This window comes from Amycolatopsis sp. NPDC004625 (genome assembly GCF_040609695.1).
Taxonomy (GTDB): Bacteria; Actinomycetota; Actinomycetes; order Mycobacteriales; family Pseudonocardiaceae; genus Amycolatopsis.
In genome coordinates this window covers 20,025-32,437 of record NZ_JBEXKX010000057.1, presented here as the reverse complement: position 1 = coordinate 32,437, position 12,413 = coordinate 20,025, and the positions used below count along the sequence as shown (strand labels likewise).

Below are 12,413 nucleotides of genomic sequence, written 5' to 3'. Positions count from 1 at the left end.
GTGGCCTGTTCGTCCAGTCAGGCGCCGTCGCCGCCGAGGTTGGCGAGCACCGGCAAGGCGGCCGCGTCCGTCCACACCAGCGTGCGGACCTCCACGGTGACGTCCGTGAACCCGTTGTCCAGCAACAGGTTCCGGTACCTCCGCGCGATGCGCGGGTGGGGCATGCCGTCCGCGCGGGCGTGGACGATCGAGCGGGTGCGGGCCGGGTCGCCGGAGTCGATCACGATGGTGTCCCAGTCCTGGCCGGTGAGCACCGCCCGGCCGCCCGGGGCCAGGACGCGGCGGGCTTCGGCCACCGCGAGCGCGGGTTCGGGCACGACGTGGAGGACCTTGTCGGCGCGGTAGCCGGTGACCGAGCCGTCGCCGAGGGGCAGCGCGGTGGCGTCGGCGACGTGGAATTCGCCGGCGGGCCAGCGCCCGGCCGCGACCGAGACCATGGCCGGATCGGCGTCGACGCCGATGGCCCGGACCCCGCGGGCGGCCAGCTCCCCGACGGCCCGCCCGCTGCCGCAGCCGACGTCGACCACGACGTCACCGAGCCCTTCGTAGGTGCGTTCTCGCAGGTGGACGGCTTGCGGGCGGTCGTCGAGGGCGTCGAGGAGCGTGAGCAAGGTGGACATGCGGCCCATCCTGCGACTTAATGCCGGGATGAAGTCAATCGGCGAGGTGGCGGCCCGGCTCGGGCTGCCGGCCCATGTGCTGCGCTTCTGGGAGGCCGAAGGGCTGCTGACCCCGGCCCGCGTGGGGACCCGGCGCCGCTACACCGAGGCGGACCTGCGCCGCGTCGCCGCGATCCTGGTCGCGAAGGAAGCCGGGTTCGAGCTCGCCGACATCCGGACGATGCTGACCGCCCGGTCCGCGGCGGACCGGGCGGCGATGGCGGCCCGGCAGCGGGAGCTGTTGCGCGCCCGGATCGCGCGGGCGCAGGCCGCGCTCGAGCTGCTGGACGGCGACTGCCCGCACGACGACCTCATGACGTGCCCGAACTTCTGGGGCCTGCTGGCCGAGCGCCTGCGCCGACAAGAAGCGAGTTCTTGACAACTTCTCTGTTCGGCTGGATGCTGGGCGCATGTTTCCCGTGGCGGTGATCGAGGACGCGGCGGCGGCCGAGGTGTCTCTGGACCCGGTCCGGGCCCGGCTGCTGGCCGAACTGGCCGAGCCGGCGTCGGCGACCATGCTCGCCGCCCGCATCGGCCTGCCGCGCCAGAAGGTCAACTACCACCTGCGGGCGCTGGAAAGCCACGGCCTGGTGGAACTGGTCGAGGAGCGCCGCAAGGGCAACGTCACCGAGCGGATGATGCGGGCGACGGCCGCCTCCTACGTCATCTCGCCGGCGGCGCTGGCCGCGGTCCAGCCGGACCCGGCCCGCTCGCCGGACCGGCTCTCGGCGCGGTGGCTGCTCGCCGTCGCCGGACGGCTGGTGCGCGACGTCGGACTGCTGATCACCGGCGCGGCGAAGGCCCAGCAGCGCGTCGCCACCTTCGCCCTCGACGGCGAGGTGCGGTTCGCCTCGGCCGCCGACCGGGCCGCGTTCGCCGAGGAGCTCACGGCCGCCGTCACGGCGCTGGTGGGGAAGTACCACGACGAAACGGCCGAGAAGGGCCGCCCGCACCGGGTGGTCGTCGCCGTGCACCCGAGCGTCCCCGAGGAGTCCTGACGTGGGCCACGAGTTCGAACTGACCGACGTCGCCGAAACCGGGGCGACGCCGGAACAGGTGTGGGAAGCGATCGCGACCGGCCCCGGCATCGACTCGTGGTTCATGGGCCGCAACGAGGTCGACGGCGGCCCCGGCGGCACGGTCCGCGGCGCCTTCGGCGGCTACCGGCCGGAGTACGGCATCAGCGCGTGGGAGCCGCCCGGGAAGCTGGCCTACGGCAGCGGGACCGCGCCGGACGGACGGCGGATCGCCTACGAGTTCCTCGTCGAGGGCCGCGACGGCGGCAGTTCGGTCATCCGGTGCGTCACCAGCGGTTTCCTGCCCGGCGACGACTGGGAGGACGAGTTCGAGGCGATGACCGCGGGCGGCGCGCTGTTCTTCCGCACCCTGGTCGAGTACGTGACGCACTTCGCGGGCCGCACCGCCGTACCGGTGACGGCGTTCGGGCCGCCGGTGGGGGACTGGGACCGGGCGTGGGGGCGGCTCGGCGAGGCGCTCGGCCTGCCCGCGCGGCCCGCGGAAGGCGACCGCGTCCGGCTCGGCGGGGAGGGCGTCGTGTACCTCGTGAACGACCAGGCCGTGGGCGTGCGGACCGAGGACGCGATGTTCCGGTTCCTGCGCGGCTTCCGGGGGCCGATGGTGGCGTCCCACCACCTGTTCGCGCCGGGCACCGACCCCGGGACCGAGGAGAAGACCTGGGGCGACTGGCTGGACCGCGTGGCCGGCTAGGTCGGCAGGGCGCCGGGCAGGCTCTGGGCCGTCTTCTTGCGGCGCAGCCAGACCCGGCGCGTGCCGTCGGCGTAGAGCCGCACGGTGCGCAGTTCCCAGCCCGCGAACTCCGCGTGGATGGAGAGCTGGGTCGCCGCCGCACGCCGGGACACGCCCGGGGGGAGGTGCAGGCGGCGGTACTCCCAATCCCCTTCGACCACCGCCTCGCTGACCGTCGTCATGGCGGGATCACCTGGGTCCCTTCTCCGGCGGCCGAGCCGACGATCACCCGGCCGCTCTTCTCGTCCACCCCGACCGAGTCCGGCTGGCGCACGGTGGGGAACCGGTACTTCTCGACGGGCTCGCCGCCGCGGACGTCGAACCCGGCGACTTCGTTGCGCTCGGTGAGCGTCACCCACGCCAGGCTCCGCTGCGCGTCGTAGGCGATCCCGTACGCGCCGCCGGGCACCGGGTAGCGCTGCTTCAGGATCAGCGGGCCGGCCGAGAACGCCAGCAGCGCCCCCGCCCGCGCGTCGGTCACCAGCACCCGGCCGTAGGAGTCCGCGACGACGTTCGCGGCGCCGTCGCCCGCGCGCAGGCCCTCGTTGACCTTCCCGGCGGTGACGTCGACGGAGAACACCGCGGTCCGCAGCCGGTCCAGCACCACGACCCCGCTGCCGGTGTCGACCACGTCGTCGGCGCTGTAGAGCTGCCCGCCGATCGTCCGCGCCGGCCCCGCCGCCGGCAGCACCCGGATGTCCTTCGCCGCCCCCATCGCGACCAGCCGGTCCGGCCCGTAGGCGATGCTCGACGCCGGCTGCCCGCCGGTCTTCGTCTCGGTCAGCTTCCGGTCCGGCAGCGTCAGCTGCTGCACCACACCCGGCCCGGGCTCGGCGATCTCGACCCGCCCCGGCGACACCGTCAGCCGGGAAGCAGTGCCGTATAACGGCATATTCACCGGGGCTGACGCGGGCGCGTTCAAGTCGTACAGCCGCAGCGCCGGCGGCGAAGAAACCGCAACGACGAGGGTGGACGTCGTCGGCTCCACCGCGACGGCCGAGACCGTGCCGTCGCCGAGCACCCGGCCGGCCGGCTTGACGGTCACCGCGGGGGAGACGGCCGGGCGTGCGGCGGTCGGGTTCGCCACGATCTGCAGGTCGTCGGAGGTCGACTTGGCCGAAGAGCAACCCGAGAGCGCGAGGGCACCGGCGAGCGGGAGCGCGATCCACGACACGGCGGCGAGCCGACGCACGTTGCGGCCTCCAGTTGTCCCTCGGCGGGCGGTCTTCACCAGCATGCTCCTTGATCCCCGTGCCGTCACGTGCGTGTCACCGAACAGACACCTGGCGCTCACCGCGGCCAGCGTTCGGGGTAGCCGACCTCGATCGCGCTGACGTCGTCGAGCGCGGACCGGATGGCGGGCGGCAGGGTGATGTCCTCGGCCGCCAGTGAGCCGGTGAGCTGGCCGGTGTCCCGGGCGCCGACGACCGGGGCGACGACGCCGGGCCGGTCGCGGACCCAGGCCAGGGCGACCGCCAGCGGCGACGTGCCGAGCCCGTCGGCCGCGGTGGCGACGGCCTGCACGATCCGGGCGGCGCGGTCGGTGCGGTGGTGTTCGACGTAGCCGGCGTAGGCGCTGTTCGCGCCGCGGGAGTCGGCGGGCGTGCCGGTGCGGTACTTGCCGGTGAGGACGCCGCGGCCGAGCGGCGCCCAGGGCAGCAGCCCGATGCCGTGGTGGGCGGCCGCGGGCACGACCTCGCGGTCGACCCCGCGCTCGAGCAGCGAGTACTCGACCTGGGTGGAGACGAGCGGTGCGCCGGCCGGGGCGCCCGTGGCGGCGGTGGCCAGCTGCCAGCCGGCGTAGTTCGAGACGCCGACGTAACGGACCTTTCCGCTGGTCACGGCGTGTTCGAGGGCGGAGAGCGTCTCGGCGAGGGGAACGCAGTCGTCCCAGGCGTGCAGCTGCCAGAGGTCGATGTGGTCGGTGCCGAGCCGCTTGAGCGAGCCATCGAGCGCGGTGAGGAGCGCGCCGCGGGAGGCGCCGCCGCCGAACGGGCCTTCGGTGCGCCGGGCGACCGCCTTCGTGGCGAGGACGACGTCTTCGCGGGGCACGAGGTCGCCGAGCAGGGAGCCGAGCACCCGTTCGCTCTCGCCCTCGCCGTAGATGTCGGCCGTGTCCACCAGGGTGCCGCCGGCGTCGACGAAGGCGACCAGCTGGCTGGCGGCCTCCTCCGCGTCCGTGTCGCCACCCCAGGTCATGGTGCCGAGCGCCATCCGGGAGACGCGCAGTCCCGAGCGGCCGAGCAGTCGCTTTTCCACGACCGCCGAGCCTAGTGGGCTGCCCCGTCCGGAGGAGACCAAGGTGAGTCGTGTCGCGATCATGGCCCCCCGTTAGGGTCTGGCCCCGTGCGACTCGGACTGAATCTGGGCTACTGGGGCACGGGGAGCGACCCCGCGCAGCCGGCCTTGGCGAAACACGCGGAGGACCTGGGGTACGCGGTCGTGTGGGCGGCGGAGGCCTACGGCTCGGACGCGGTCACCGTGCTGACCTGGATCGCGGCGCGGACGTCGCGGATCGACGTCGGGTCCGCCGTGCTGCAGATCCCGGCGCGCACGCCGGCGATGACGGCGATGACCGCCGCGACCCTCGACACGCTCTCGGGCGGCCGGTTCCGGCTCGGCCTGGGCGTGTCCGGCCCCCAGGTGTCCGAGGGCTGGCACGGCGTGCGGTTCGCCGCGCCGGTGGGCCGCACCCGCGAGTACGCCTCGATCGTGCGTTCGGCGTTGCGGCGCGAACGGGTGCGGTTCGAGGGTGAGCACTTCACGCTGCCGCTGCCGGACGGTCCCGGGAAGGCACTGCGGCTGACCGTCCGCCCGGCCCGCCGGCACATCCCGCTCTACCTGGCCGCGATCGGGCCGAAGAACCTGGAGCTGGCCGGGGAGATCGCCGACGGCTGGCTGCCGGTGTTCTTCTCGCCGTCGCACGCGGGGGAGCAGCTGGCCCACGTCCGGGCCGGTGCCGAGCGGGCCGGACGCAACCTGGACGGGTTCGAAATCGTCCCTTCTGTGCCGTTGGTCCCTGGCGACGACTGGCGGGCCTGCGCGGACGCGGTGCGCGGCTATGCGGCGCTCTACCTCGGCGGGATGGGGAGCAGGGAGAAGAACTTCTACAACCGGCTGGCGTGCCGGATGGGATTCGCGGCCGAGGCCGCCGAAGTGCAGGAGAAGTACCTGGCCGGTGACCGGGCGGGGGCGATGGCGGCGGTGCCGCCGGAGTTCCTCGACGCGACGTCGCTGCTGGGTCCGAAGGAACGGATCGCGGAGAAGATGAAGGAATACGCCGAAGCCGGCGTGACGACCCTGTCGGTGTCGCCGTACACCCCGGAGCCGGCCGCTGCCCTGCGGACCGCCGCCGAGGCGCTCGAGCTGGCGGGGGTGGCCTGACGTGGGGTGGTTCGAAGCACTCGTCCTGGGCCTGGTCCAGGGCCTGACCGAGTTCCTGCCGATCTCGTCGAGCGCGCACCTGCGGATCGTCGCGGCCCTGGCGGGCTGGGACGACCCGGGTGCGGCGTTCACCGCGGTCACCCAGATCGGCACCGAGCTGGCGGTGATCATCTACTTCGGGCCGAAGATCGGCCGGATCCTGCGGGCCTGGTTCTTTTCGCTGTACAAGGCGGAGTGGCGCCGCGACCCGGACGCCCGGCTGGGCTGGCTGATCATCGTCGGCTCGCTGCCGATCGTGGTGCTCGGGCTGCTGCTGCAGGACCAGATCGACAGCGCGTTCCGCGACCTGCGGATCACCGCGACCGTGCTGATCGTGTTCGGTGTGATCCTGCTGATCGCCGACCGGATCGGGAAGCAGGACCGCACGCTGGACGACCTGACCGTGCCGCACGGCCTCGGCTTCGGGTTCGCGCAGGCGCTGGCCCTCATCCCCGGCGTGTCCCGGTCGGGCGGCACGACGAGCGCCGGCCTGCTGCTGGGCTACACGCGGGCGGAGGCGGCGGAGTACTCGTTCCTGCTGGCGCTGCCGGCGGTGTTCGGCTCGGGCGTCTACAAGCTCAAGGACATCGGCTCCGGCAACGTGCCGGCCCAGTGGGGCCCGACGATCCTGGCCACGCTGGTCGCCTTCGGCGTCGGGTACGCGGTGATCGCCTGGCTGATGGCCTACATCAAGAAGCGCAGCTTCGTGCCGTTCGTGGTGTACCGGCTGGTGCTCGGGGTGCTGCTGTACGTGCTGATCTTCAGCGGCGTGCTGGACCCGAACGCGGGCCCGGTGGGGCACTGATCGCCGCCACGTAGGGTGGGAGCCGTGAGTACGGTCATTCTGCTCCGGCACGGCAAGTCGACGGCCAACGGCTCCGGCATCCTGGCCGGGCGCTCCCCGAAGGTCAACCTCGACGACACCGGCCGCGCCCAGGCGGAGAAGCTCGTCGAACGGTTCGACGGCGTGCCCCTCGCGGGGCTCGTCGTCTCGCCCATGCTGCGGTGCAAGCAGACGGTCGGCCCGCTGGCCGCCGCGCGCGGGCTGGAGAAGGTCGTCGAGCCCGGGCTGTCCGAAGTGGACTACGGCGACTGGACGGGCAAGGAGCTCAAGCACCTGGCGAAGGAGCCGCTCTGGCGCGTGGTGCAGGCGCACGCGTCGGCGGCGGTGTTCCCCGGCGGCGAGGGGCTCGCGGCGATGCAGGCGCGGTCGGTGGCGGCCGTCCGCGCCCACGACCGGCGGATCGCCGCCGAGCACGGCGACCACGCCGTCTGGCTGCTGTGCAGCCACGGCGACGTGATCAAGTCCATCCTGGCCGACGCGCTCGGCCAGCACCTGGACGCGTTCCAGCGGATCGTCGTCGACCCGGCGTCGGTCTCGGTGGTCCGGTACACCGAGACACGGCCGTTCGTCGTGCGCGTCAACGACCACGGCGGCGACCTGCGGGGCATCGTGCCGCCGGAACCGAAGCCGAAGCGGGGCAAGAAGGCCGGAAAAGACGGGGCGAGCGGCGACGCCGTGGTGGGCGGTAGCACGGGCCGGTGACCCCGGCCACCTCCGGAAAGCGCTGACGTCGGCACAGGTGGACCACGTAGGGTGGCGGGACCGAGTGCGTCTGTCCCCGACCAGGAGCCTGCCCCGATGATTTCGCCGGAGAACCCGTTCGCCGCACCCAGCGAGCTGCCCTACGCCCTGCCGCCCTTCGACCGGATCTCCGACGAGCACTACCGGCCCGCGTTGGAAGCCGGGCTGGCCGAGCACGCGGCGGAGATCGAGCAGATCGCGGCGCAGGACGCCGAGCCGACGTTCGAGAACACCATCGTGGCCCTCGAGCGCGCCGGCGAGCTGCTGGGCCGCGTGGCGAGCGTGTTCTACAACCTGGCCGGCTCCACCAGCACCGACGAGATCCAGGCCATCCAGGCCGAGTTCGCGCCGAAGCTGGCGGCTCACCACGACGCCATCCACCTGAACCCGCAGCTGTTCGCCCGGATCGACGCCCTGCACGCGCGGCGCGGCGAGCTCGGCCTGGACGAGGAGTCGCTGCGGCTGCTGGAACGCCGGCACACCGACTTCAGCCGGGCCGGCGCCGGGCTCGGCGCGGCCGAGCAGGCCCGCCTGCGCGAGCTCAACGAGCAGCTGTCCACCCTGCAGACGAAGTTCCAGCAGAACCTGCTCAAGGACACCAACGAGCTGGCCGTCGTCATCGCCGACCGCGCCGAGCTCGACGGTTTCGGCGAAGGCGCGATCGCCACCGCGGCCGAGGCGGCCACCGCCCGGGGCGAGGACGGCGGGTACGTGCTCACGCTGAGCCTGCCGACCAGCCAGGCGTCGCCGCTGGAGACCCTGCGCAACCGCGACGTGCGGGAGCGGATCCACGCGGCGTCGATGGCGCGGGGCAACCGCGGCAACGACTACGACAACAACACCGTCGTCGCCGAGATCGTGCGGCTGCGCGCGGAACGGGCCGCGCTCCTGGGCTACCCGGACCACGCCGCGTACGTCATCGCGGACGAGACGGCGAAGACCGCCGAAGCCGCCGTCGGGCTGCTGGAGCGGCTGGCGCCCGCGGCGGTCGCGAACGCCCGCGCCGAGGCCGCGGAGCTGCAGCAGCTGCTCGAGGCCGACGTGCCGGGCGCGCAGCTGCGGCCGTCGGACTGGCCGTACTACGCCGCCCAGGTCCGCCGCGAGCGGTTCGACGTCGACACCGAAGCCCTGCGGCCGTACTTCGAGGCCGACCGCGTGTACCTCGACGGCGTCTTCTTCGCCGCGACCAAGCTGTACGGCCTCACCTTCACCGAGCGCGACGACCTGCCGAAGTATCACCCGGAGGTCCGGACCTTCGAGGTCTTCGACGCCGACGGCACCCCGCTGGGCCTGTACCTGCTCGACCTGTACACCCGCGACGCCAAGCGCGGCGGCGCCTGGATGAACACCTTCGTCGACCAGTCCGAGCTGCTCGGCCGCAAGACGGTCGTGGTCAACGTGCTCAACGTGAACAAGCCGCCGGCGGGGGAGCCGACGCTGCTGACGTTCGACGAGGTCGTCACCGCGTTCCACGAGTTCGGCCACGCCCTGCACGCGCTGGTCTCCGCGGTCCGCTACCCGACGTTCTCCGGCACCAACGTGCCGCGCGACTTCGTCGAATACCCGTCCCAGGTCAACGAGATGTGGATGCTGTGGCCGGAAGTGCTGGCCAACTACGCGAAGCACCACGAGACGGGGGAGGCGCTGCCGCAGGAGCAGGTCGGGAAGCTGCTCGCCGCCCAGCAGTACGGCGAAGGGTTCTCCACCACCGAGTACCTGGCGGCGTCCCTGCTCGACCAGGCCTGGCACAGCCTGGGCGTCGACGACCGCGTGGGGGAGGTGCAGCCGTTCGAACGGGAGGCGCTGGTGAAGGCCGGTGTGGCCGTCGACGCCATCCCGCCGCGCTACCGCACGACCTACTTCGCCCACATCTTCAGCGGCGGCTACAGCGCCGGGTACTACTCCTACATCTGGAGCGAAGTCCTCGACGCCGACACCGTCCAGTGGTTCCGGGAGAGCGGGGGACTGACCCGCGAGAACGGCGACCACTTCCGCCGCACCCTCCTCGGCCGCGGCGGCAGCATCGACCCGATGGACGCCTTCCGCGCCTTCCGAGGCCGCGACCCCGAGATCGAGCCGCTGCTGGCCCGCCGCGGCCTCGGCGGAGTCTGAGCTTTTTCCTGTATAACGCCCTATACTGCGGGGCAGGTGGCAGAAACTTGCCCCGCAGTGCGTTTCGCGATGCTAAAACCCGCAACGACTAGGAGACCAGGTCGAGCCAGGCGGCCGCGAGTGCGGCGTGGCCGGCCGGTGTCGGGTGCACGCCGTCCTCGGACCAGCGTTCGGGCCGGGTCGTCGCGGCGAGTTCGGCGAACATGGTGTCCGCGGCGAGCAGTTCCGCGCCGTGCGCCGTGGCGAGGTCGCGGACGGCCTGGATCTTGGGGTTCAGGCCGGTGCGCCATTCGTCTCGGGTGGCGTCGTCGATGCGGTGGGGTTCGCCGTTGACGCCGGCCTCGACCACGCCCTTGATCGGGAGCAGGAACGGCTCGATGAGGATCAGGGCCGTGCCGGTGCCGGCGAGGGGTGCGAGCAGGCGGTCGTAGCCGGCGGCGAACTCGTCGGCGGAGAGGGCGGGGAGGCCGGGGGCGAAGGTGTGGCGGCCGTTGTCGTTGACGCCGACGAGGATCGAGACGACGTCGGGCCGGGCGGCGAGCACGTCGGCGTGCCAGCGGGCTTCGAGGTCGGCGACGGTGTCTCCGGGGTGTCCGGCGTTGAGCCAGGTGACGGGGCGGTCGGGGTGCTGGAAGCACCAGTGGCCGGCGGCCAGTGCGGGGTAGCCGCAGCGGTCTTCGCCTTCGGGGCGCCAGAGGGTGGTGATGGAGTCGCCGGCGAAGAGCACGGTGCTGTGGGGTTTGAGGGTGATCGTCATGCGGTCGAGGGTGGCGGGGGTGGCTGGCGGGGAACGCACAGCGGGCTGGCATCCCCCGCCAGGGGTGTGTCAGGCGGTTCGGGCGGCGGCGACGATGTGGTCGACGAAGCCGTAGGTCAGGGCTTCGTCGGCGTCGAACCAGCGGTCGCGGTCGGCGTCGGCGGTGATGCGTTCGACGGTCTGGCCGGTCTGGGCGGCGGTGATTTCGGCGATGCGGCGTTTCATCCGGCCGAACACTTCGGCCTGGATGGCGATGTCGGTGGCGGCGCCGCCGATGCCGGCGGAGGGCTGGTGCATGACGATCCGGGTGTTGGGCAGCAGGTAGCGCTTGCCGGGGGTGCCGGAGGAGAGCAGGAACTGGCCCATGGAGGCGACGAAGCCGAGGCCGTAGGTGGCGACGTCGGGTTTGACGAGCTGCATGGTGTCGTAGATGGCCATGCCGGCGGTGACGGAGCCGCCGGGTGAGTTGATGTAGAAGGTGATGTCCTCGGCCGGGTCGTCGGCGGCGAGCAGGAGCAGCTGGGCGACGATGCGGTTGGCGACTTCGTCGTTGACTTCGGAGCCGAGGAAGACGATGCGGTCGCGCAGGAGCTGCTGGTAGACGGAGTCGTCGGGGGACTGGGCCGGGGTGTGCATGTCGGGTACGGCGAGAAGGGTCATGGGGGTGACGGTAGGGCGGGTGATCGGGTTCGCGGTGGCGGTTTCGCTGTGGGCGTGCGGTGTTCGCCGGGTGCGAACGGGGCCGCCGTCCATTGCGGACGGCGGCCCCGGTGCGGTGGGTCGGCTCAGATGAGGCCGAGCTTCTGCACGGTGTCGCGTTCCTCGACGAGTTCGGCGACGGAGGCGTCGATGCGGGCGCGGGAGAAGTCGTCGATTTCGAGGCCCTGGACGATTTTGTACTGGCCGTTTTCGGCGGTGACCGGGAAGGACGAGATGAGGCCTTCGGGGACGCCGTAGGAGCCGTCGGAGGCGACGGCGGCGGAGGTCCAGTCGCCGGCCGGGGTGCCGTTGACCCAGGTGTACACGTGGTCGATGGCGGCGGAGGCGGCCGAGGCGGCGGAGGAGAGGCCGCGGGCTTCGATGATGGCCGCGCCTCGCTTGGCGACGGTGGGGATGAAGTCGTTTTCGAGCCAGGTCTGGTCGACGGCGTCGGCGATGCTCTTGCCGCCGTATTCGGCGTGCTGGACCGAGGGGTACTGGGTGGCGGAGTGGTTGCCCCAGATGGCGAGCTTCTTGAGCTCGGTGACGGGGACGCCGAGCTTCTTGGCGAGCTGGGCGAGGGCGCGGTTGTGGTCGAGGCGGGTCATCGCGGTGAAGCGGTCGGCGGGCACGTCGGGGGCGTGCGAGCGGGCGATGAGGGCGTTGGTGTTGGCGGGGTTGCCGACGACGAGGACCTTGATGTCGTCGGCGGCGCCGGCGTTGATGGCTTCGCCCTGGGGCTTGAAGATGCCGCCGTTGGCTTCGAGGAGGTCGCCGCGTTCCATGCCCTTGCTGCGGGGGCGGGCGCCGACGAGGAGGGCGATGTTGGTGCCTTCGAAGGCCTGCTTGGGGTCGTCGAAGATGTCGGTGCCGGCGAGGAGGGGGAACGCGCCGTCTTCGAGTTCCATCGCGGTGCCCTCGGCCGCCTTGACCGCCTGCGGGATCTCGAGGAGCCGCAGCTTCACCGGGACGTCCTGGCCGAGGAGCTGACCGGACGCGATGCGGAAGAGCAGCGCGTAGCCGATCTGGCCGGCGGCGCCGGTGACGGTCACGTTGACAGGGGCTTGGGTCATTGCGGTTCTCCAGCTTGAGACGACTTTGGCTAGTGGGGAGCCTATCTCTCCTCGGCGTTGCTGGTCGGGTGCGTCCGGTCACGCTCCGGGCGGCGGGGTCGTGGTCCGGGGGCGGGGTGAAACGATCAAGCCCGGACGTCGGGGGGTGATCGCGGACGGCGGGCAGCGGTCCGGGGGCGCGAAATCGTTTTCCGGTCGAAGTTATCCGTCTTTCACGAGAATGCCGGTCCGAAATTATCGGCATACCACGTGGCGGGACGGCTACTGCGCGTTGCTCCGTTCAGCGGGGTTTGCTTCCATGATCCTTTCGCTACCATGGTCGGCGCCCCCGTCCCCAA

Annotated in this window: 14 protein-coding genes; 7 read left to right on the top strand and 7 right to left on the bottom strand. The window is 72.3% G+C overall.

Translation table 11 applies throughout. From position 1 onward, the window contains the following. Positions 1–17: 17 nt before the first annotated feature. Entirely contained in the window at positions 18–620 is a 603-nt protein-coding gene (locus ABZW17_RS40095; RefSeq protein ID WP_354826170.1) for a methyltransferase domain-containing protein, read from the bottom strand. 28 nt (positions 621–648) lie between these two features. Here ABZW17_RS40095 and ABZW17_RS40090 point away from each other — a divergent pair, with 28 nt between their 5' ends. From ABZW17_RS40090 to ABZW17_RS40080, 3 genes are read left to right on the top strand one after another with little or no spacing between them, the layout of a single operon-like run. Next, on the top strand, positions 649–1,038 hold the full coding sequence (locus ABZW17_RS40090) for a MerR family transcriptional regulator (RefSeq protein WP_354826167.1): 390 nt from the start codon (positions 649–651) through the stop codon (positions 1,036–1,038). 31 nt (positions 1,039–1,069) lie between these two features. Next, positions 1,070–1,657, top strand: coding sequence for a helix-turn-helix domain-containing protein (locus ABZW17_RS40085; RefSeq protein ID WP_354826164.1), 588 nt, complete (start codon positions 1,070–1,072; stop codon positions 1,655–1,657). Position 1,658: 1 nt separating this feature from the next. Next, positions 1,659–2,387, top strand: a complete 729-nt coding sequence (locus ABZW17_RS40080) for an SRPBCC domain-containing protein (RefSeq protein WP_354826162.1) — start codon at positions 1,659–1,661, stop codon at positions 2,385–2,387. Here the strand turns inward: ABZW17_RS40080 and ABZW17_RS40075 are convergent. From ABZW17_RS40075 to ABZW17_RS40065, 3 genes are all read right to left on the bottom strand, one after another. After that, entirely contained in the window at positions 2,384–2,608 is a 225-nt protein-coding gene (locus ABZW17_RS40075; protein ID WP_354826159.1) for a DUF5703 family protein, read from the bottom strand. The two genes, ABZW17_RS40080 and ABZW17_RS40075, sit on opposite strands and share 4 nt — an antisense overlap. After that, entirely contained in the window at positions 2,605–3,618 is a 1,014-nt protein-coding gene (locus ABZW17_RS40070) for a hypothetical protein (protein ID WP_354826209.1), read from the bottom strand. The genes ABZW17_RS40075 and ABZW17_RS40070 overlap by 4 nt, the downstream gene beginning before the upstream one ends. A gap of 98 nt (positions 3,619–3,716) precedes the next feature. After that, complete coding sequence (locus ABZW17_RS40065; protein WP_354826156.1) at positions 3,717–4,685, bottom strand: aldo/keto reductase; 969 nt, start codon at positions 4,683–4,685, stop codon at positions 3,717–3,719. Positions 4,686–4,772: 87 nt separating this feature from the next. On the opposite strand from ABZW17_RS40065, the gene ABZW17_RS40060 reads away from it, so the two are divergent. From ABZW17_RS40060 to ABZW17_RS40045, 4 genes are all read left to right on the top strand, one after another. Then, positions 4,773–5,810: an LLM class F420-dependent oxidoreductase gene (locus ABZW17_RS40060; RefSeq protein ID WP_354826153.1), complete on the top strand. Its 1,038-nt coding sequence runs from the start codon at positions 4,773–4,775 to the stop codon at positions 5,808–5,810. A 1-nt stretch (position 5,811) separates the two neighbouring features. Beyond that, positions 5,812–6,654, top strand: a complete 843-nt coding sequence (locus tag ABZW17_RS40055) for an undecaprenyl-diphosphate phosphatase (protein ID WP_354826150.1) — start codon at positions 5,812–5,814, stop codon at positions 6,652–6,654. 24 nt (positions 6,655–6,678) lie between these two features. Further along, positions 6,679–7,395: a histidine phosphatase family protein gene (locus ABZW17_RS40050; RefSeq protein ID WP_354826147.1), complete on the top strand. Its 717-nt coding sequence runs from the start codon at positions 6,679–6,681 to the stop codon at positions 7,393–7,395. A 96-nt stretch (positions 7,396–7,491) separates the two neighbouring features. After that, positions 7,492–9,546, top strand: a complete 2,055-nt coding sequence (locus tag ABZW17_RS40045) for a M3 family metallopeptidase (RefSeq protein ID WP_354826144.1) — start codon at positions 7,492–7,494, stop codon at positions 9,544–9,546. Between the two features lie 88 nt (positions 9,547–9,634). Here ABZW17_RS40045 and ABZW17_RS40040 read toward each other — a convergent pair whose 3' ends face one another. The 3 genes from ABZW17_RS40040 to ABZW17_RS40030 form a co-directional block, all read right to left on the bottom strand. After that, a complete protein-coding gene (locus tag ABZW17_RS40040) occupies positions 9,635–10,303 on the bottom strand; it encodes an SGNH/GDSL hydrolase family protein (RefSeq protein ID WP_354826141.1) in 669 nt (222 codons plus the stop codon). A 69-nt stretch (positions 10,304–10,372) separates the two neighbouring features. Next, entirely contained in the window at positions 10,373–10,963 is a 591-nt protein-coding gene (locus ABZW17_RS40035; protein ID WP_354826139.1) for an ATP-dependent Clp protease proteolytic subunit, read from the bottom strand. Between the two features lie 125 nt (positions 10,964–11,088). Further along, positions 11,089–12,075, bottom strand: coding sequence for a malate dehydrogenase (locus ABZW17_RS40030; protein ID WP_354826136.1), 987 nt, complete (start codon positions 12,073–12,075; stop codon positions 11,089–11,091). Positions 12,076–12,413: the final 338 nt, after the last annotated feature.